This window comes from Isoptericola sp. BMS4, from assembly GCF_011634835.1.
Lineage (GTDB): Bacteria > Actinomycetota > Actinomycetes > Actinomycetales > Cellulomonadaceae > Isoptericola.
The window spans coordinates 2453078-2472864 of sequence record NZ_SIRP01000001.1 but is presented as its reverse complement, the minus strand read 5'-3'; the positions used below and the strand labels follow the sequence as shown (position 1 = coordinate 2472864).

Below are 19787 nucleotides of genomic sequence, written 5' to 3'. Positions count from 1 at the left end.
GCGACCACGCGACCGCGCACACGCCACGGGTGGCGCGGCACGGTCGGGGTGTGGTGGTGCTGCTGCGGTGCTGCGAGTCGTGCGGCGTCAGGAGCGCGCCGGCGCGGCGGTCGACTCCCGGGCGACGACGGTGACCTCGACGGGGGAGTGTTCCACGCTCTGGTGGTCGAGCAGCTCCAGCATCTCGGCCGCAGCCATGCGGCCGAGCGAGACGGCGTCGCGGTTGAGTGCGGTGACCGTGGGGTGCAGCACCTGGCAGGTGGCCGAGTCCTCCCATGAGACGACCGACACGTCGCGCGGCACGGCGTAGCCCAGGGCCGTGAGCTCGCCCAGGCCCGCCACCGTCATCACGTCGCTGTCGTAGACGATGGCGGTGGGCGGGTGCGGGGAGGACATGAGGCGCGCGGTGGCCGAACGGCTCATCGACGGGTCGAAGTTGGCCGCGAGGCTCTGGCCCCAGATGCCCCGGTCGATGCAGAACTGGCTGAAAGCGTCCATGCGTTCCTGGGTGTGGCGGAAGTTCTGGTCGCCGGTGACGAAGGCGATGCGGGCGTGCCCGAGCTCGTCCAGGTGCTCCATGACGAGCCGCATCGCGGCGCCGTTGTCGACGCGCAGGCTGCGGACGCTGCCCTGGTCGATGTCGCCGCCGACGACGACCGTCGGGTGGTCGAGCCCGGCCAGCGACTTGATGCGCGGATCGTCGATGCGCGGGTCGAGGACGAGTGAGCCGTCGACGCGGCCGTCGGCGATCCAGCCCGCGTGGATGGTGATCTCGGCGGTCATGTCCTGGGCCATCTGCAGCAGCAGCGAGTAGCCGCGCTCGCTCAGGCTCGCCTGCACCCCGGCGATGAACTTGGCGAAGAAGATCTCCTCCCCGATGACCTCGGGCGGGCGCGCGAGCACCAGCCCGACGGCCTCGGCGCCCTTGCCCATGAGCGCCTGCGCGGCGTGGCTCGGCCGCCAGTTGAGCTCCCTCGCGACCTCGAGGATTCGCGCACGAGTCGCGTCGGACACGCCCCGCTTGCCGTTCACGGCCAGCGACACGGCGCTGCTCGTCACGCCGGCGCGCTCGGCGATGTCGGCGATCGTGGCGCGCTTGCGCCGGCGCGGCTCGGGACGCGCGGGTTCGGACATCGTGGGCTCCTCGGAGTTCAATCGCTTGAGGTTTGACACTATCGCTCCCCGCGTCCGAAGGTAGGGGCCAAGAGCGCTCAAGCGCTATAGTTCTATCGCCGCACCTGGCGCCCACGACACCGCAACGAGGCAGGACGGACACATGAGATTCGGCGTCAACTACACCCCCCGCGAGGGGTGGTTCCACCACTGGGTCGACTTCGACGAGTCCGAGGTCGCGCGCGACCTCGACACGATCGCGGGGCTGGGGGTCGACCACGTCCGGGTGTTCCCGTTGTGGCCGGTGTTCCAGCCGAACCCGACGATGGTGAGCCCGGCGATGCTGGCGCGCCTGGAGTCCGTCATCGCGTTGGCCGGCGCGCGGGGGCTGGCCGTCGCGGTGGACGGCCTGCAGGGCCACCTGTCGAGCTTCGACTTCCTGCCGTCGTGGCTCGTGACGTGGCACCGTCGCAACATGTTCACCGACCCCGACGCGATCGCCGCCACGGTGCGCTACCTGTCCGAGGTGTCGGCCGCGGCGGCCCGCCACGACAACGTCGTCGCGATCACGGTCGGCAACGAGGTCAACCAGTTCACGGGCGACGTGCACCCCGACCCGCACCCCGCGAGCACCGAGGACGTCACGCGCTGGCTCGACGCGACGATCGGGGCTATCCGCCGGGGCGCCCCGGGCGTCCCCGCCCTGCACGCGTGCTACGACGCGTCGTGGTTCTCCGACGCCCAGCCGTTCACCCTGGAGCACGTGGCACGCGCCGGCGACATGACGGTCGTGCATTCCTGGGCCTTCAACGGCACCGGGCAGCGCTACGGGGCGGACGCGTTCGAGACCCGGGCCCTCGCCCGGTACCTGGTCGAGGTGGCGCGAGCGTTCCAGAGCGACCCCGACCGGCCGGTGTGGATGCAGGAGGTCGGAGCGCCCCGCAACGTGGTCCCCGAGGAGTCGGTACCCGGCTTCGTCCGTGGCACCGTGGCGAACCTGGCCGGCGCCGAGCATCTCTACGGCATCACCTGGTGGTGCTCGCACGACGTGGGCCGGGCGCTCGGCGACTTCCCGGAGGTGGAGTACGACCTGGGGCTCATCGACTCCGACGGGGTCGTCAAGCCCGAGGGCAGGCTGCTGCGCGAGGCGATCGAGGAGGCCCGGAGCACCGTCCCCGGGACCGGGGGAGCATCCACGCGGCCGGAGCTCGTCCTGGACCCGGCGCGGGGCCGGTCCGTCTTGGCGCCCGGTGGGTCGTTCTTCACCGAGTACATGACGGCGGCACGCGAACAGGGGCACCCTCGGGTGCGGCTGACGACACACGAGGCCGCACCCGCGGGTGCGGCGACGGGGGGAGCACGGCATGCATGAGAACCAGGCGCTCACCATCGGGCGGGTGACCCGGGTCCTGGAGGAGCGGTTGCGGCCCGCCGTCCACGGCTCGCCCGTGCCGATCGCGGTGGAGCGGTACGTCGTCGACGGTGAACCGATCGCGGTCGCCGACGGCGTCGCCGCGTCGTACGAGCCCGCCGCGGTCGGCGACCGGTGGGGCCGCGCATGGGACACGACGTGGTTCCGGCTCACCGGCACGGTGCCCGAGCGGTTCGCCGGCCGGCGCGTCGAGATCGTCGCGGACCTCGGCTTCGACCCGAACATGCCGGGGTTCCAGTGCGAGGGCCTCGTCTACCGTGCCGACGGCACGCCGGTGCGTTCCCTCAACCCGCGCGCGACCTGGATCCCGGTGGCCGAGCAGGCCGTCGGCGGCGAGGAGATCGAGCTCTTCGTCGAGGCCGCGTCCAACCCGGTGCTGCTCGACTACCACCCGTTCCTACCGACCGAGCAGGGGGACCGGGACACCGCCGGCGCCGAGCCGCTCTACCGCCTGCGGAGGTTCGACGTCTGCGTGTTCGAGCCCGAGGTGTTCGAGCTGGTGCACGACGTCGAGGTCCTCGTCCAGCTGGCCCAGCAGCTCCCCGAGGAGTCGGCCCGTCGCGCGAGGATCCTGCGGGCCCTCGACGACGCGCTCGACCGGGTCGACCTGCAGGACGTCGCCGGCACCGTCGCCGTGGGGCGCGCCGCCCTGGCGGGCGTGCTGGCCAGCCCCGCCGAGGCGAGCGCCCACCGGCTCACCGCCGTCGGGCACGCGCACATCGACTCGGCCTGGCTGTGGCCGCTGCGCGAGACCGTGCGCAAGGTCGCGCGGACGTCGAGCTCGATGGTGACGCTGCTGGAGGAGGACGACGAGTTCGTCTACGCCATGTCCAGCGCGCAGCAGTACGCGTGGCTCAAGGAGCAGCGCCCGGAGGTGTACGCGCGGGTCCGCAAGGCGGTCGCGGACGGCCGGTTCGTGCCGATCGGCGGCATGTGGGTGGAGCCGGACGCGGTGCTGCCGTCGGGGGAGAGCTTCATCCGGCAGATCAGCCAGGGGCAGCGCTTCTTCCGTGAGGAGTTCGGCGTCGAGTGCGCGGGCGCCTGGCTGCCGGACAGCTTCGGCTACTCGGGGGCCCTGCCGCAGATCCTCGCCGGGGCCGGGTTCGAGTGGTTCCTCACGCAGAAGATCTCCTGGAACCAGACCAACCGGTTCCCGCACCACACGTTCTCGTGGGAGGGCATCGACGGGACCCGGATCTTCACGCACTTCCCGCCGATGGACACCTACAACGCGCAGCTCTCCGGCGAGGAGGTGGCGCGGGCCGCGCGGCAGTTCAAGGAGAAGTCGGTGGCGCGGTCCTCCCTCGCCCCCACCGGGTGGGGCGACGGCGGTGGCGGCACGACGCGCGAGATGCTGGCGCGGGCGAAGCGCCTGGCCGACCTCGAGGGCAGCCCCCAGGTCGTGCTGGAGTCCCCGAACGAGTTCTTCGCGCGGGCGATGGCCGAGCTGCCCGAGCCCGACGTCTGGCGCGGGGAGCTCTACCTGGAGCTGCACCGGGCCACGTTCACCACCCAGCACAAGACGAAGCAGGGCAACCGGACCAGCGAGCGGCTGCTGGCCGAGGCGGAGCTGTGGGCCGCCACCGCGGCCCTGCGCGCGGGGTACGAGTACCCCTACGAGGCGTTCGACGAGCTGTGGCAGGAGGTCCTGCTGCTGCAGTTCCACGACATCCTTCCGGGCACGTCGATCGCGTGGGTGCACCGGGAGGCGGAGGAGTCCTACACCCGGATCGCCGAGCGTCTGACGGGGATCGTCGCCGACGCGCTCGCCGCGCTCGGGGTGCGCGCCGACGAGGACGGCGACGGCGGCCTGCTGGTCAACGCGTCGCCGTTCGCGCGCCGCGGCGTGGCCGCCGGCGCGGTGGCGGCCGCGGAGCCCGCGGCGCCGGTCACCGTGTCCGGCGCCGGGGCCGGTGCGACGTCCGACGACGGCGCCGCGTTCGTGCTGGCCGGCGCGGCGCTGCGCGTCGAGATCGACGGGCAGGGTCATGTCCGCCACCTCGTCGACCTCGCCACCGGGCGCGACGCGATCCCGGCGGGTCGCCGCGGCAACCTGCTGCAGCTCCACCAGGACTTCCCGAACATGTGGGACGCGTGGGACGTCGACGCCCACTACCTCGACATGCGCACCGACCTCGACGGCCCGGCCGACGTCTCCCTGGACGGGGACGCCGTCGTGGTACGGCGGGCGTTCGGGGCGTCGCAGATCACGCAGCGGCTCACGCTGTCCGACGACGGGCGGACGCTCGTCGTCGACTGCGACGTGGACTGGCAGGAGGAGGAGAAGTTCCTCAAGCTGGCCTTCCCGGTCGACGTGTTCACCGACGAGGTGCTGGCCGAGACCCAGTTCGGTTACCAGCGGCGCACCAACCACACGAACACCTCGTGGGAGGCGGCCCGGTTCGAGACGCACGCGCAGCGCTGGTTCATGGTGGCCGAGCCGGGCTTCGGTGTGGCGTTCCTCAACGAGTCCAGCCACGGCTTCGACGTGCGGCGGGAGCGCACGACCGACGGCGGCGTCGTGCAGGACGCCCGGTTCTCGCTGCTGCGGGCGCCGAAGTTCCCCGACCCGCGCGCCGACCGGGGGCGGCACCACCTGCGGTTCGGCGTCCGTCCGACCGCGGACGTGCTGGACGCGACCGCGGCCGGGGCCCACCTGCAGGCGCCCGTCCGCCGTGCGTCCGGCGGGCTGGTGGCGCCGCTCGTCGTCAGCGACTCGGACGCCGTCGCGGTGAGCGCGCTGAAGCTGGCCGACGACCGGTCCGGCGGCCTCGTGCTGCGGGTGTACGAGGCCCGCGGTGCCCGGTCGTCCGCCCGCCTGACGCTCGACGTGCCCGGGCTGCGCGAGGTCGTGGCCGCCGACCTCGTCGAGCGTCCGGCGGGCGACGAGGCGGCGTTCGACGGCGACGCGCTGAGCGTCGCGCTGCGCCCCTTCGAGATCAGGACGTTCCTGCTGCGGCGCTGACGCCCCGCGAGCACGACCTGGCGGCCGTCACCCGCGTCGGTGACGGCCGCCAGGTGTGCTCGGCGATGTGCGCCGGCGTGGCCGCCGGTCAGGAGAGGGTGCGCTGCAGCAGCATGGTGCTCACGCTGCGGCCGTGCTTCACCCCGACGTCCCGCAGGACCCCGGCGACCTCGAAGCCGAGCTTGCGGTGCAGCGGCAGCGACCCGGCAGCCTCCGGGGCGTCGGCCACGACGGCCACCACCTGGCGCACCCCCGCCACGGCGCACGCGTCCAGCAGCGCGGAGAGCAGGCGCGTGCCGATCCCGCGCCCCTGCGCGGCCGGAGCCAGGTAGACGGTGTCCTCCACGGTGTAGCGGTAGGCGGCCTTGGGACGCCACGGCGAGGCGTAGGCGTACCCGACGACCTCGCCGTCGAGCTCGGCGACGAGGAACGGCAGCCCGCGCGCGGCGAGGTCGGCCAGCCGGTCGGACCAGTCGGCGGCGGTCGGGGGCTCCTCGTCGAACGTCACGGCCGTGCGGTGCACGTACGGGGCGAGGATGTCCGCGACGACGGGCAGGTCCTCGGCGGTGGCGGGGCGCACGCGCGGACGGGCGGCGGGCTGCCGGTCGTCCACGGCGTCGGGGGAGGGGTTCAGGCTCACCCGGGCGAGCGTAGTGGGTGCCGGCCACCGGGTCGGTGCCGCTTAGGCTGTGCGCATGCCTGCGCTGATCAACCCGAGCATCCTGTCGGCCGACTTCGCGAACCTCGAGCGCGACCTGGGCGCGATCGGCACCGCGGACTTCGCGCACGTCGACGTCATGGACAACCACTTCGTGCCGAACCTCACCCTCGGGCTGCCGGTCTTCGAGCGCCTCGCGCAGGTCTCCCCGGTCCCGCTGGACGCCCACCTCATGATCGAGGACCCCGACCGGTGGGCCCCGCAGTACGCCGAGGCGGGCGCGGCGTCGGTGACGTTCCACGCGGAGGCCGCGCAGGCTCCCGTGCGCCTCGCGCGGGAGCTGCGCCGCCAGGGTGCCCGGACCGGCGTCGCGCTGCGCCCGGCGACGCCCGTGGAGCCCTTCCTGGACCTTCTGACCGAGGTCGACATGATCCTCGTGATGACCGTCGAGCCGGGCTTCGGCGGCCAGTCCTTCATCGAGGGCACCCTGCCGAAGATCCGCCGGGCGCGCGAGGCGATCAGCGCCGCCGGGCTGGACGTGTGGATCCAGGTCGACGGGGGAGTGTCCCGGTCGACGATCGAGCGGGCGGCCGAGGCGGGCGCGAACGTCTTCGTCGCGGGGTCGGCCGTGTACGGCGCGGACGACGTCCCGGCGGAGATCGAGACGCTCCGGCGCCTGGCCGGTGCCCACGCGCACTGACCGACAGCCCCGGGAGAGCGGACGAGCGGGAGCGGAGGGTCGTCAACTCTCATCGTCAAAATAGTGTGCCAAGCGTCTTGAACCGCTGTGACCTCCGTCCCGCACAGCGAAACCCGGCCCTGACGGGCCGGGGCCGACGTCTAGGCTGGTCGCCGTGAAGACCTTCGACGCGCTGTTCGCCGAGCTGTCCCAGAAGGCCGCCACCCGACCCGAGGGGTCGGGGACCGTGGCCGAGCTGGACGCCGGCGTGCATGCGATCGGCAAGAAGATCGTGGAGGAGGCCGCCGAGGTCTGGATGGCCGCCGAGCACGAGTCCCAGGAGGCCGCGGCCGAGGAGATCTCGCAGCTGCTCTACCACCTGCAGGTGCTGATGCTGGCCAAGGGCATGACGCTGGAGGACGTGTACGCGCATCTGTGAGCGCCCGGGCCCGTCCGCCCGTCGGCCCTCGTGGTGCCGCCGGGTCCGCGTCCGCCGAGCGCGCTCCGTGACCGCCGTACTCGTCGTCCGACCGACCTGACCGAAGAGGTTTCCGTGCTCCGTATCGCCGTCCCGAACAAGGGATCCCTGTCCGGCCCCGCCAGCGAGATGCTGCGCGAGGCCGGCTACCGCCAGCGCCGTGACACGCGCGAGCTCGTGCTCGCCGACCCCGACAACGGCGTGGAGTTCTTCTTCCTGCGCCCCCGCGACGTGGCCGTCTACGTCGGGTCCGGCACGGTCGACGCCGGGATCACCGGCCGCGACCTGCTGCTCGACTCCGGGGCTGACGCCGTCGAGCACCTGCCCCTGGGGTTCGCCGGCTCGACGTTCCGGTTCGCGGCCCCGGCGGGGACCGTGACCGAGGTCGCCGAGCTCGCAGGCAAGCGGGTCGCCTCCTCGTACACGCGCCTCGTGCGCGACCACCTCGCCGAGCGGGGGATCGAGCCGGCGGCCGTCGTCCACCTCGACGGTGCCGTGGAGAGCTCGGTCCGGCTCGGCGTCGCCGACGTGATCGCGGACGTCGTGGAGACCGGCACGACGCTGCGGGCCGCGGGCCTGGAGATCTTCGGCGACCCGATCCTGCGCTCGGAGGCCGTCCTCATCCGCCACGCGGGTTCCCCGGAGCCTGAGGGGATGCACGTGCTCACCCGGCGGCTGCGCGGGGTCATCACCGCGCGCGAGTGGGTGCTCATCGACTACGACGTACCGACCGAGCTCGTGGACGCCGCGGTCGCCGTGACGCCCGGCTTCGAGTCGCCGACCGTCTCGCCGCTGCACAACGGCGAGTCGTCGGCGGTGCGGTCGATGGTGCGGCGCGGGGACACGAACCGGGTGATGGACGCGCTGTACGAGGTCGGGGCGCGAGGCATCATCGTGACCTCGATCCACGCCAGCCGCCTGTGAGCCGGGCCGGCCGTCCGGCTGTCGGGTGGCCGGCCGGCGTGGCAGCGTGACGGGCATGAGCGTGCCGGGCGACGTCGACGACGCGCGCTGGCGCGTCTTCCGCCCGCTGTGGGGGCGCGTCGCGGCCTGGGTCGTCTGGGTCCTCGCGGCGGGCGGCAGCCTGCTGGTCGGGCTCACGGCGAACGGTCCGCTCGGTGGCGCCGCCGTGAACAAGCTGTCCTTCGTGGCCTTCGCCGTCGCCGTGACGTGGCTCCTGTGGCGGCTCGGCGGCGTGCACGCCGTCCCGTCGGCGTCGGGCCTGGCCGTGCGCAACCTTATCTACACCCGCCGTCTCGAGTGGGCGCAGATCGTCGAGGTACGGCTCGGCCCGAACGACCCGTGGGTGCGGCTCGACCTCGCGGACGGCGGCACCCTCGCGGTGATGGGCGTCCAGCGCGCCGACGGTGAGCGGGGGATGGCCGAGGCCCGTCGCCTGCGGTCCCTGGTGACCGAGCTGGGGGAGACGCACGGCCCGGCCTGACCCGGCGTCGCGACGGGAGCCGCTCCCTCGGACGCCGGACGGGAACACACGAAGGCCCGGCTCGCGCACGCGAGCCGGGCCTTCGCCGTCAGAGCCTCAGCAGATCAGTGCGCGTGCGCGGGACGCCGCTCGGCGCGGGGCCCACCACGACGCTCCGGGGCGCCCTTGTCGACGGCGATCCGCAGGGCCTTGCCCGCGACGTGCGCCTTGCCGATCCGGCTCATGTCCGAGTCGTCCAGCGGGCGGATGATGTCGACCAGCGAGAAGTTGCCGAAGATGTCGATCTTGCCGATGTCGCTGCCCGAGAGCCCGCCCTCGTGCGTCAGCGCCCCCACGATCCCGCGGGGCTGGGCGCCGTGCGTGTGGCCGACGGAGATGCGGTAGCGGGTGCCCTGGGCAGGGCGGCGGATGCCCCGCTCGCGGGACCGGTCCTCGGGACGGCGGTCGGCACGCGGGTGGCGCCCGGTCCGGTCGCCGTCCCGCTCGCCGCGCTCGGCGCGGTGCGTCTCGCGGGTACGGCCGCCACGGGCCTCGGCACGCTCCCGCTCGTGCTCGTCCTGCGCCGCGCGCTGCCCCGGGCCGTCGTCGCCGACCGCGAGCGCCAGGAGGGCGGCCGCGACCTGCAGGACGTCGGACTCGCGCTCGGTGGGGGAGGCGGGGTTCTCGGAGTCCTGGGTGTCGTCGGGGGCCGTCGCGGTGGCGTGGGCGCGGAGCATCTCCGTGTACAGGTCGAGGCGGCCGGCGGCGACGCGCGTGCCGACGGCGTCGAGCAGGCGGCGGGCGCGGTGCTCGGAGACGTCCCGGGGGGAGGGGATCTCGGCCTCGGTGAGCTGGGTGCGGATGGTGCGTTCGATGTGCTTGAGCTTGCCGCGCTCGTGGGGGGTGACGAAGGAGAGTGCGCGGCCGGTGCGGCCGGCGCGGCCGGTGCGGCCGATGCGGTGCACGTAGGCCTCGGCCTCGCGGGGCAGGTCGAAGTTGACGACGAGGCCGATGCGGTCGACGTCGAGGCCGCGGGCGGCGACGTCGGTGGCGACGAGGACGTCGAGGGCGCCGGAGCGCAGGCGCTCGACGATCTTCTCGCGCTCCTTCTGGGCGACGTCGCCGGAGATGGTGGCGGCGGAGACGCCGCGCTCGACGAGGGCGGCGCCGACCTCCTCGGCGTCCTTGCGGGTGCGGGTGAAGACGATGGTGGCGTCGGCGTCGGAGGTGGCGAGGACGCGCCCGAGGGAGCCGACCTTGTGCCGGTACGGGACGACGGCGTAGGTCTGCTCGACGGTGGAGGTGGTGGAGGACTGCCGGGAGACGGCGATGGCGACGGGGTCGGTCAGGTGCGTCTCGGCGACCCGGCGGATCGCGGGCGGCATGGTGGCGGAGAAGAGGGCGACCTGCCGCTGGGCGGGTGCCTGGCCGAAGATCGTCTCGACGTCCTCGGCGAAGCCCATGCGGAGCATCTCGTCGGCCTCGTCGAGCACGAGGAACTTCACGCCGTCGAGGGAGAGGGTGCCGCGCTCGAGGTGGTCCATGACGCGGCCGGGGGTGCCGACGACGACGTGGACGCCGTCGCGCAGGGCGCGCTGCTGGGGGCCGTAGGGGGAGCCGCCGTACACGGAGGTGACGCGGACGCCGGGCAGGTGGGTCGTGAAGGACTCGACGGCGTCGGACACCTGGAGCGCGAGCTCGCGGGTGGGGGCGAGGACGAGGGCCTGCACGTGGCCGCCGCGGACGTCGGCGGCGGGGTCGAGGGCGGCGAGCAGCGGGATGGCGAACGCCGCGGTCTTGCCGGTGCCGGTCTGCGCGACGCCGGTGATGTCGCGGCCCGCGAGGAGCTCGGGGATGGCGCGTGCCTGGATGGGCGACGGGGTGGTGAACCCGAGGTCGTCGACCGCGGCCTGGAGCGGGGCGGGCAGCTGGAGGTCGGCGAAGGTGGTCTCGCCGGTCCGGGTGTCGCGGGTGCTCTCGGCGTCCGGGGTGGTGGCGGTGGGCAGGGGGGAGTCAGTGCTCAAGAAGGTGCCGTTCGTCGGTGGGGTACGGGAGTCCTGCGTCGCCGGCGGGCGGCGAGGCGGTCGCTGGTTCCCGAACACACACCTGACCTGGCTCTGTGGCCGAGGTCGCACGAACACGCGGGAGGGCACGACGAACTCCGAGGGATGTGCTCCATCGTACGGGGTCGTGGCGGCCGGGGGGAGTGGTGGGGGTGTGCGGGTGGTGAGAGTTCGGCCACTGGTCGCCCGGCGTGGGGGGTGGTGGTCGCTGCGTAGGATGTGCGGGTGCAGCCAGGCCAGCAGATCAGCACCGCGGTGCTCACGGTCCCGAACCTGGTGAGCATGGTGCGTCTGGCGCTGGTGCCGGTGTTCGCGGTGCTGATCGTCGTGGGTGAGGACGTGTGGGCGCTGGCGGTGCTGGCGGTGTCCGGGTTCAGCGACTGGCTCGACGGCGTGCTGGCGCGGCGGCTGCGCCAGGTGAGCCGGCTCGGGGAGCTGCTCGACCCGGCGGCGGACCGGCTGTTCATCCTCGTCACGCTGGTGGGTCTGGCCTGGCGCGACATCGTCCCGGTGTGGCTGCTCGTGGTGATCGTGGCCCGGGACGTGGTGCTGGCGTGCCTCATGCCGGTGCTGGCGCGGCACGGGTACGGGCCGTTGCCGGTGAGCTTCGTGGGCAAGGCGGGCACGTTCGCGCTGCTGTACGCGTTCCCGCTGCTGCTGCTCGCGGAGGCGCCGGGTGCGCTCGGCGACGTGGCGCACGTCGTGGGGTGGGCCTTCAGCTGGTGGGGTGTGGGCCTGTACTGGGTGGCGGGTCTGCAGTACGTGCGGCAGACGCGTGCCCTGGTGTCGGCGCCGGAGGGTGCCGGGGACGACGGGGGAGCGGCGGCATGAGCGCGCGTCGGCGTCTCGACGAGTCCATGACGTTGCTCGTGGAGGTCATGGAGAAGCCCCTCGACGCGGGCTACGCGGAGGCCGCGGCCCGGCGCGAGGCGGGTGTGGTGCCTCGCCGGCGGTGGACGGGCGCCGTCCTCCTCGTGCTGCTGGCCGTCCTGCTCGGCCTGCTGACGGTGTCGGCCGCGCAGGAGCTGCGAGCGCCGCAGGCCGAGGTGTCGCAGGCGCGGGCGGTGCTCGAGGACCAGATCGTGGAGCGGCGGGAGGCGGCGGACGCGTTGCGTGGCCGGTCGGTGGAGCTGAGCGCGGAGATCGAGGATCTGCAGCACTCGGCGCTGTCGCAGCGGGATCCGGACCTGCTGGAGACGCTCCGGGTCGACGGCGTGGTCAACGGGTCGACGCCGGTGGAGGGCCCCGGCCTGGTGGTGACGCTGTCGGACGGGGAGTCCGGCGACCTGTCCGGGTCGGACGACGGTGGCTCCCGGGTCCGGGACACGGACGTGCAGACGGTGGTGAACGCGTTGTGGGCGTCGGGCGCGGAGGCGATCGCGGTGGACGGCGAGCGCCTCACGTCGATGTCGGCGATCCGCAACGCGGGGGACGCCATCCTGGTGGACCTGGTGCCGCTGCCCGGTCCCACGTACGTCATCCGTGCCGTGGGTGACGTGGAGGACATGCAGACCGCGTACGCTCGGACCGGCGCCCCGGCGTACCTTCAGCTGCTGGGCTCGCGCTACGGGATCTCGTCGAGCGTGGTCCCGCAGAGCGAGCTCGAGCTGCCGGGCGTCGGGACGCAGTCGCTGCGCCACGCGCAGCCGGTGGACGCCGGCGGCTCGGGCGAGTCACCGGACGAGATCCAGGAGGAGACCCCATGATCGCCGTGGTCGGGCTCGTGGTCGGCGTCGTCGCCGGTCTGGTCCTGCAGCCGACAGTGCCCGTCGCGCTGCAGCCGTACCTGCCGATCGCCGTCGTGGCCGCGCTGGATGCCCTGTTCGGGGGCCTGCGGGCCAAGCTCGACGGGCTGTTCGACGACAAGGTCTTCCTGGTGTCGTTCCTGTCGAACGTGCTGGTGGCCGCGTTCATCGTGTTCCTCGGTGACCAGCTGGGCGTGGGGTCGCAGCTGTCGACGGCGGTGGTCGTGGTGCTCGGCATCCGGATCTTCTCGAACGCGGCCTCGATCCGCCGGCACCTTTTCAAGGCGTGAGCGGCGCGGCATGAGCACGAAGGACGAGGGCGGCGCCGTCGGTCGGGCTGACGACGAGGGCACGGGCGCGGGGATGGACGAGAAGGGCACCGTGCGGGACGAGCGCGACGACGCCTCGCCGGCCGACGCACCGATGGACGCGGCGGCGGCCGAGGGTCCGGACGGGCCCGCCGACGAGACTGCCCCGCAGGATCCTGCCGAGCAGGACGACGACGCGCCCGCCCGCCTCGCGGACGAGCCACGGCGCACCGGTCCCGTCGCGGGCGGCGAGGACCCGGCCGGTGGCGACGTGGAGCACGAGACCGACGAGCCCGAGGAACTGTCGGACGGGCACGGCGGCGAGGGTGTGGCCGGTGCCGAGGTACCGGCCGACGACGTCTCTGCGGACGCACCGTCGGGACCCGACGTCGGCGAGGGGGCCGACACCCCGCCGTCGGCGTCGGACCACGACCGGCCCCGCCCGCAGGACGACGTCGAGGACGACCCGGCGTCATCGGACCCGCTGCCCGCGGACGACGTCCGAGACCCTGAGCCGGACGGTGCCGGGCAGGACGAGCCCGACGACCCCGAGTCCGAGTCCGAGTCCGAGGGGCAGGACGGCGCGGCCCAGGAGGACACGTCGCAGGGGGACCTCGGGGACGGCGCCACGCCGGGCGCCGACGTCGCCGAGGAGCACCCGGCCTCCGATACCCTCGCGGCGGGGGAGCCGGCGACCGGCGACGAGGCCGGTGACCGGGATGGCGACCGGGACCTGGACGGTGACGACGCGACCGGTGACGACGGTGCGGGCGTGACGGAACCAGGGGCCTGGCACCGGCTCGGCGCGGCGTTCAAGCCCGGCTTCTCCCGGTCCCAGGTGCTCGCCGGCGTGCTCTGCGCGGCACTCGGCTTCGCTCTGGTGGTCCAGGTGCAGCAGTCGTCGTCGGACCAGCTGTCCTCGGCGCGGCAGGACGACCTGGTGCGGCTGCTCGACGAGGTGACCGACCGTGCGGAGCAGCTCTCCAGGGAGGTCTCCCAGCTGGAGACCACCCGTGACGAGCTGCTGTCCGGCTCCAACAAGGCCGCGTCGGCGCTGGAGCTCGCGCAGGAGCGCGCCTCCTCCGAGGGGATCCTCTCGGGCCGACTGCCCGCGGAGGGCCCAGGTGTCCGGCTGCGGATCACCGACCCGGGGGGCTCCCTCGAGGCGGCACAGCTGTTCAACGTCCTCGAGGAGCTGCGCAACGCGGGCGCCGAGGTGGTCTCCCTCAACGGCGTCCGCCTGATCACGACGACCTGGTTCCGCGACCAGGACGGACAGATCGTCGTCGACGGCCACCCCCTCCAGGCGCCCTACGAGTGGACCGTCATCGGCGACCCGGACACCCTGGACCGGGCGCTGGAGATCCCCGGCGGCGCCCTCGCGACGGTGCGCAACGCCGGGGCGAACGCGTCCACGACGCAGCGCGACCAGGTGACGATCACCGAGGTCCGTGAGCCGGCGGAGCCGGAGCACGCCACGCCCCGCGACGACGAGGGCTGACCACCGCGGACCAGGCGTCGGGCTTCACGCTCGCGCGCCGGACGGGGTAGGTTGGGCGGACGACGGCGCACGTCGGACGCACCGCCTTGCGCAGGCTCCCGCGGACGGGCCGCCTGCCGGGGCAGCGTCGCCCGACCACCCGGCCCTACCTCGATGGAGGACTGATGACCGACCCCCGTGCTCTTCCGCCGCAGCAGGCGGCCGCCGACACGACGGCCCACCTGGGTCGTGTGGGCGCGCCCGCGGAGGAGCAGGCGCACCGGATCCCCCTCACCGCGGAGGAGGCTGCTGCGGTCGCGGCGCTGCCACGGCACTCCGCCCTGCTGGTGGTGCAGTACGGTTCCGGCGCCGTCGGCGAGCGGTTCCTCCTCGACTCCGAGCGGGCCGTCGCGGGACGCAGCGAGAGCGCGGACATCTTCCTGGACGACGTGACCGTCTCGCGCAAGCACGCGGAGTTCGTCCGCGACGGCGAGCGGTTCGTGGTGCGCGACATCGGCTCCCTCAACGGCACCTACGTGAACCGCGAACGCATCGACGCGGCGACGCTGAGCACGGGCGACGAGGTCCAGATCGGCAAGTTCCGCATGTCCTTCCACGCCAGCCCTCAGGCGCCGCGGGACACGCAGGCGCCCGGCTCATGAGCGGTGCGCACGCTGCGCACGAGCTGCAGGGGCTCGGCGACGGCGCGCCCGAACCCTGGCCGCGGGGCATCTCGCGCCAGGCGACCATGCGGATCTCCGACGTCCTGGCACAGCTGGGACCGGAGTTCCCGTCGGTGTCGCACTCGAAGCTGCGCTTCCTCGAGGACCAGGGCCTCATCGACCCCGTCCGCACCCCCTCCGGGTACCGGCAGTACAGCCCCGCCGACGTCGAACGGCTGCGCTTCGTCCTGACCGAGCAGCGGGACTCGTACCTGCCCCTGAAGGTCATCAAGCAACGACTCGCCGAGATGGACGCGGGCGAACCCGCACCCGGCCCCGCGCCCCGGCTCGCCGACGCCCCGCACGCGACGGCGCCCGCCCGCCGCCGCTGGACCGCGGAGTCCGTCGCCGAGGAGACCCGGACCTCCGCGGCGTACGTCACCGAGCTCGTGCACGCCGGCGTCCTGCGCGCGGGCGTGGGCGGGCAGCTCGACGCCGGCGCCCCCGACGTGGTGCGGATCGCCGTCCGGCTCGCCGAGCACGGCATCGAGCCGCGCCACCTGCGCTCCCTGCGCACCTCCGCCGACCGGCACGTGGACCTGGTCGACCAGCTCGTGGCCCCGTACCGCAGCCAGCAGACACCCTCCGCCAGGGCGCAGGCCGCAGAGCTCGCCACCGAGATCGGCGAGCTGCTCGCCCGGCTGCACACCGCCTGGGTGCGCCGCGGCACCGACGGCCTCGTCTGAGCGCGCCCTGCGAGCCCGCCCCACGAGACGTACGGCCCCCGGGCGTCGTACCGTGGATCGGTGGACGGCAACGAGCCGAACGACGCGCCGATGGTCCCCGTCGAGGTCATGGGGGTCCGTCAGCAGCAGCGCGACCAGGAGATCGTGGTGCTGCTGCTCGACGCCGCCGCGAACCTGGCCGTGCCCATCGTCATCGGCGCCCGGGAGGCGTCCGCGATCGCGATGGCGCAGGCCGGCCTGGTCACGCCCCGCCCGATGACGCACGACCTGCTGCGCGACCTGCTCGGCGCCGTCGGCGTCGCGCTCGAGCGCGTCGAGATCGTCGCGCTCGACGGCGGCATCTTCTTCGCCGAGCTGGTGCTGTCGAACGGCACCCGGCTCGACTCCCGCGCCTCGGACGCGATCGCCCTCGCGGTGCGGACCGAGAGCCCGGTGATGTGCTCGGCCGAGATCGTCGCCGTCGCGGGGGTGGAGGTCGTCGACACGGAGCAGCAGCGTGAGGTCGAACGCTTCCGCGACTTCCTCGACCACGTCACCGCCGCGGACTTCACCGCACCGGGCGGCCCGCCGGACCCGGGGACGCCGGGAGAGGGCGGCGACCGCCCCGACGACGCCCCACCCTGACCGTCCGCCGGCGCCTCGCGCCACGCCCGAGGGACGTTCGACCTCCGGTCGACGCCGACGGTCGGCTACCGTGGCACCAGAACCTTCCAGTTGAGGTCGAAGGTTCACGTCGTCGGCCAGCACGGCGACGGACCTCGCGACTCGGCAGCGCACGAGGCGCGACACGCCGAGGCCTTCGGGCCCCGCGTCGTTGACGACCCCCACGGGCCGCCCTAGCGTGGAGACGACATCTCAGGAGGCACAGTGAACAGCAGCGGTGAGGCAAGTGTCCCCACGGGTGCCACCGTGCCCCACGGCGCCCAGGGTCTCCTCTTCGGGGAGGACCTCACGGAGCAGGACGCCGGGACCGGCTATCGCGGCACCACGGCGTGCCGCGTCGCGGGGATCACGTACCGCCAGCTCGACTACTGGGCGCGGACCGGGCTCGTGGAGCCCTCGATCCGCCCCGCGACCGGCTCCGGCACCCACCGGCTGTACAGCTTCCGCGACATCCTCGTCCTCAAGGTCGTCAAGCGGCTGCTGGACACCGGCGTCTCCCTGCACCAGATCCGCACCGCCGTCACGCACCTGCGTGAGCGCGGGGTCGAGGACCTCGCGCAGATCACCCTGATGAGCGACGGGGCGTCCGTCTACGAGTGCACGTCACCGGACGAGGTCGTCGACCTCGTGCAGGGTGGCCAGGGCGTGTTCGGCATCGCCGTCGGCCGCGTGTGGCGTGACATCGAGGGCACGCTGTCGGAGATGCCCACGGAGTCGCTCGAGGACCTGGAAGCGCCTGCCGGGACGCACGAGGGCGACGAGCTCGCCGCCCGCCGCCGGGCCCGCCACGCCGGCTGAGGCTCCACCACCACGCACGAGGCCCTGCCGGGCCGGGCCCGACGCCGCCCTTCACGCGGTCACAGCAGCGGCCGCAACGGCGCCATCACCCGCTCCGCGACCTTCGACAGCGGGTGGCGCCGCTCCCACTCGTCGAGCGTCAGCTCCCGCGAGTTCGACTCGTCCATCCGGAACGCGGCCTCGAGCTGGGCCGCGAGCGCCGTGCTGACGACCTCGAGGTTGATCTCGTAGTTGCCGGTCAGGCTGAGCCGGTCGATGTTCGCGGTGCCGACCGTCGTCCACCGGCCGTCGATGGTGGCGGTCTTCGCGTGGATCATCGCCCCCTGGTACAGGAAGATGCGCACCCCGCCCCGCAGCAGGGTCGAGTAGTGGCCGCGGGCGAGCCAGTCCGCGACCACGTGGTTCGACCGTTCGGGGACGAGCACGCGCACGTCCACGCCGCGTGCGGCGGCGGCGAGGAGCGCAGCCAGGATGTCCTCGTCGGGGATGAAGTACGCCTGCGTGATGGACACGTGCGAGCACGCCCGGTCGATCGCGTCGAGGTAGATGCCCCGGATGGGGAAGACGAGCTCGGACGGGGCGTTGCGGGCCGCGCGCAGGCTGGGCAGCCAGTGAGCCGTGCCGACGTCCTGCAGCACGGGCAGCGCGGGCGAGCGCCAACGGTTCCAGAAGTCGACGAAGGCGTTGCGCAGCTCCCAGGTGGACGGGCCGGTGATCCGCAGGTGGGTGTCGCGCCAGCGGGTGGCGTAGAGGGACCCGATGTTGTACCCGCCCACGAAGGCGACGTCCTCGTCGACCACGAGGATCTTGCGGTGGTCCCGCCCGGAGCGGCGGACGTTGAGGAACAGCAGTCCCGGGCGCATCGCGGGGAAGCGCAGCACGTGGACACCCGCCGGCATGTCGTAGAAGCTGCGCGGGATGACGAGGTTCGCGAAGCCGTCGTAGACGATGTAGACCTCGACGCCGCGTGCGGCGGCGTCCGCGAGCGCCTGCTTGAACTGTTCGCCGACCTCATCGTTCTTCCAGATGTAGGTCTCGAGGAACACCTGGTGGCGGGCGCTGCGGATCGCGTCGAGCATCGCGTCGTACAGGTCGGCCCCGTAGGTGTAGAGGGTGGCCGTCGACTGCTCGACCTCGGTCGAGGCCGGGGGTGCGGTGGGGAAGGGCGAGTCGAGGGGGTACTGCTTGCGCCGGATGCGTTCGAGGCCCATGACGGTGGCGGCGGCGGCGACCGGTGCGAGCGCGGCCAGGAGGGCGGTGCGGGACGCGTACCGCCGGACGGTGGGCCAGTTCACCTGGACGCGGATGGGACGGACCGGGCGGGCTGACCAGGAGGGGCGGCGGAGGGGCACGCAGTCACCGTAGCGAGGCTCGGGGGCGGGCGCTCGTCGACCTGTCGGGTAAGGGCGGTTCGCCGGATTCGTCGGGTGGGTCGACCTCGTCACGCTCGAGGAGGCCGGCGGCGAGGGGGTGGGTCCGGATCGCGGCGGCGAGCTCTCCCTCGATGCGGTCGAGATAGACGCCGGTGGTGGCGATGGAGCGGTGGCCGAGGAGCTCGGCGACGACCTTGACGTCCCAGCCGTCGGCGACGAGCAGCGTCGCGGTGGTGTGCCGCAGCGCGTGCGGGGTGGCGGGGCGGCGGTAGGGCGCGGGCATGCGCTCGACGGCGCGGGCGAGCAGGGCGCGGATCGCCTGGGTGTCGATGCGCCGTCCGCGCCAGGTCAGCAGGAGGGCGCGTTGGGCATCGGGGTCGTCGTCGCGGCGGGCGGCGAGCCGGGGGCGTAGGTGGGTGAGGTAGTCCTCGAGCGCGCGGGCGAGCGGGGGCGACAGGGCGACGGTGCGGGTGGCGCCGCCCTTGCCGACGATGCGCCAGCGGGTCTCCTCGGGCTCGCGGGAGAAGTCGGCGACGTCCGCGCGGGCGAGCTCGGAGACGCGTGGCCCCAGGACGAGCAGGAGGGCGACGACGAGCCGGTCCCGCAGGGCGAGCCGCTGGTCGTGGCGCGGGCGGCGACCGTGGGTCGACGCGGTGCCGCCGGTGGTTCCGGGCGTCGTCGGCGTCGGTGGGGTGCCGGGGGCGGGCGGGGGCGGCGCGCCCGGCCCGGGGGAGCCGGTGACGGTGGCGAGCAGGGCCTGTGCGGCGGTCTCGGACAGGGCGGTGCGCTCGACGCGGATCCGCTCGCGGACCTTGGCGGGGGGAGCGGCCCACTGCATGGGGTCGGCCTGGACCCAGCACTGACGGGCGGCGTGGGTGAAGAAGCGCGTGACGGACTGGCGGAACCGGTTGACGGTCGCGGTGGACCTGCCGGGCGCGCCCTTGCGTGCCGGGTCGCTGTACCGGCCGTCGGGCTGCATCTGGTAGCGGACGAGCGCGTCGTCGACGTCGTCCCCGGTGACGTCGTCGAGCACCCGGCCGGCACCGAGCAGGGCGACGAGCTCGTCGACGTCGCGCTCGTAGGACCGTGCGGTCGTGGGGGACAGGACACCCCGGACGGCGTCGACGCGCACGGCGGCCAGGTACCGTTCCGCGGCCTGTGCGACGGTGACACGGTCCAGCCGTGGTGGCGCGACCATCGA

At 73.7% G+C, this 19787-nt stretch carries 19 protein-coding genes; 14 read left to right on the top strand and 5 right to left on the bottom strand.

Features of this window, described 5'->3' with window-relative positions; genetic code table 11:
• Positions 1 to 87: 87 nt before the first annotated feature.
• On the bottom strand, positions 88 to 1134 hold the full coding sequence (locus EYB28_RS11070; protein WP_166847733.1) for a LacI family DNA-binding transcriptional regulator: 1047 nt from the start codon (positions 1132 to 1134) through the stop codon (positions 88 to 90).
• A gap of 142 nt (positions 1135 to 1276) precedes the next feature.
• On the opposite strand from EYB28_RS11070, the gene EYB28_RS11065 reads away from it, so the two are divergent.
• Together EYB28_RS11065 and EYB28_RS11060 are read left to right on the top strand one after the other, a co-directional pair.
• Positions 1277 to 2485: a cellulase family glycosylhydrolase gene (locus EYB28_RS11065; protein WP_166847731.1), complete on the top strand. Its 1209-nt coding sequence runs from the start codon at positions 1277 to 1279 to the stop codon at positions 2483 to 2485.
• Complete coding sequence (locus EYB28_RS11060; RefSeq protein WP_166847730.1) at positions 2478 to 5510, top strand: glycoside hydrolase family 38 C-terminal domain-containing protein; 3033 nt, start codon at positions 2478 to 2480, stop codon at positions 5508 to 5510. Before EYB28_RS11065 ends, EYB28_RS11060 begins: the two co-directional genes overlap by 8 nt.
• A gap of 88 nt (positions 5511 to 5598) precedes the next feature.
• Here the strand turns inward: EYB28_RS11060 and EYB28_RS11055 are convergent, their stop codons facing one another.
• Positions 5599 to 6150, bottom strand: a complete 552-nt coding sequence (locus EYB28_RS11055) for a GNAT family N-acetyltransferase (RefSeq protein ID WP_240930508.1) — start codon at positions 6148 to 6150, stop codon at positions 5599 to 5601.
• Positions 6151 to 6205: 55 nt separating this feature from the next.
• On the opposite strand from EYB28_RS11055, the gene rpe reads away from it, so the two are divergent.
• The 4 genes from rpe to EYB28_RS11035 all read left to right on the top strand — a co-directional run bounded on the left by rpe (position 6206) and on the right by EYB28_RS11035 (position 8769).
• Complete coding sequence (rpe, locus tag EYB28_RS11050; protein ID WP_166847728.1) at positions 6206 to 6868, top strand: ribulose-phosphate 3-epimerase; 663 nt, start codon at positions 6206 to 6208, stop codon at positions 6866 to 6868.
• Between the two features lie 154 nt (positions 6869 to 7022).
• Positions 7023 to 7286, top strand: coding sequence for a phosphoribosyl-ATP diphosphatase (locus EYB28_RS11045; RefSeq protein WP_166847727.1), 264 nt, complete (start codon positions 7023 to 7025; stop codon positions 7284 to 7286).
• A 114-nt stretch (positions 7287 to 7400) separates the two neighbouring features.
• Positions 7401 to 8249 carry an ATP phosphoribosyltransferase gene (hisG, locus tag EYB28_RS11040; RefSeq protein ID WP_166847726.1) on the top strand — a complete coding sequence of 283 codons (849 nt, stop codon included), beginning with the start codon at positions 7401 to 7403 and terminating at the stop codon, positions 8247 to 8249.
• Between the two features lie 55 nt (positions 8250 to 8304).
• Positions 8305 to 8769: a PH domain-containing protein gene (locus EYB28_RS11035; RefSeq protein ID WP_166847724.1), complete on the top strand. Its 465-nt coding sequence runs from the start codon at positions 8305 to 8307 to the stop codon at positions 8767 to 8769.
• A 104-nt stretch (positions 8770 to 8873) separates the two neighbouring features.
• Here the strand turns inward: EYB28_RS11035 and EYB28_RS11030 are convergent, their stop codons facing one another.
• Positions 8874 to 10772 carry a DEAD/DEAH box helicase gene (locus EYB28_RS11030; RefSeq protein WP_370459469.1) on the bottom strand — a complete coding sequence of 633 codons (1899 nt, stop codon included), beginning with the start codon at positions 10770 to 10772 and terminating at the stop codon, positions 8874 to 8876.
• Positions 10773 to 11036: 264 nt separating this feature from the next.
• Between EYB28_RS11030 and EYB28_RS11025 the strand changes: the two genes are divergently transcribed.
• The 8 genes from EYB28_RS11025 to EYB28_RS10990 all read left to right on the top strand — a co-directional run bounded on the left by EYB28_RS11025 (position 11037) and on the right by EYB28_RS10990 (position 17213).
• Positions 11037 to 11642 (top strand): CDP-alcohol phosphatidyltransferase family protein, encoded by a 606-nt coding sequence (locus EYB28_RS11025; protein ID WP_166847723.1) that lies wholly within the window; start codon positions 11037 to 11039, stop codon positions 11640 to 11642.
• The gene (locus tag EYB28_RS11020; protein WP_166847722.1) at positions 11639 to 12517 is read left to right on the top strand and encodes a DUF881 domain-containing protein; all 879 of its coding nucleotides are present in this window, start codon (positions 11639 to 11641) and stop codon (positions 12515 to 12517) included. Before EYB28_RS11025 ends, EYB28_RS11020 begins: the two co-directional genes overlap by 4 nt.
• Positions 12514 to 12846, top strand: coding sequence for a small basic family protein (locus EYB28_RS11015; protein ID WP_166847720.1), 333 nt, complete (start codon positions 12514 to 12516; stop codon positions 12844 to 12846). The genes EYB28_RS11020 and EYB28_RS11015 overlap by 4 nt, the downstream gene beginning before the upstream one ends.
• Positions 12847 to 12856: 10 nt before the next feature.
• Entirely contained in the window at positions 12857 to 14365 is a 1509-nt protein-coding gene (locus tag EYB28_RS11010; RefSeq protein ID WP_240930507.1) for a DUF881 domain-containing protein, read from the top strand.
• A 164-nt stretch (positions 14366 to 14529) separates the two neighbouring features.
• The gene (locus EYB28_RS11005) at positions 14530 to 15006 is read left to right on the top strand and encodes an FHA domain-containing protein (RefSeq protein ID WP_166847719.1); all 477 of its coding nucleotides are present in this window, start codon (positions 14530 to 14532) and stop codon (positions 15004 to 15006) included.
• A complete protein-coding gene (locus EYB28_RS11000; RefSeq protein ID WP_166847716.1) occupies positions 15003 to 15752 on the top strand; it encodes a MerR family transcriptional regulator in 750 nt (249 codons plus the stop codon). Before EYB28_RS11005 ends, EYB28_RS11000 begins: the two co-directional genes overlap by 4 nt.
• A 90-nt stretch (positions 15753 to 15842) precedes the next feature.
• Positions 15843 to 16376: a bifunctional nuclease family protein gene (locus tag EYB28_RS10995; RefSeq protein WP_166852196.1), complete on the top strand. Its 534-nt coding sequence runs from the start codon at positions 15843 to 15845 to the stop codon at positions 16374 to 16376.
• Positions 16377 to 16619: 243 nt separating this feature from the next.
• A complete protein-coding gene (locus EYB28_RS10990) occupies positions 16620 to 17213 on the top strand; it encodes a MerR family transcriptional regulator (protein ID WP_166847714.1) in 594 nt (197 codons plus the stop codon).
• 59 nt (positions 17214 to 17272) lie between these two features.
• On the opposite strand, the gene EYB28_RS10985 is transcribed toward EYB28_RS10990, so the two are convergent.
• Together EYB28_RS10985 and EYB28_RS10980 are read right to left on the bottom strand one after the other, a co-directional pair.
• Positions 17273 to 18565 carry a phosphatidylserine/phosphatidylglycerophosphate/cardiolipin synthase family protein gene (locus tag EYB28_RS10985; protein ID WP_240930506.1) on the bottom strand — a complete coding sequence of 431 codons (1293 nt, stop codon included), beginning with the start codon at positions 18563 to 18565 and terminating at the stop codon, positions 17273 to 17275.
• 4 nt (positions 18566 to 18569) lie between these two features.
• Positions 18570 to 19784: a tyrosine-type recombinase/integrase gene (locus tag EYB28_RS10980; RefSeq protein WP_166847712.1), complete on the bottom strand. Its 1215-nt coding sequence runs from the start codon at positions 19782 to 19784 to the stop codon at positions 18570 to 18572.
• Positions 19785 to 19787: the final 3 nt, after the last annotated feature.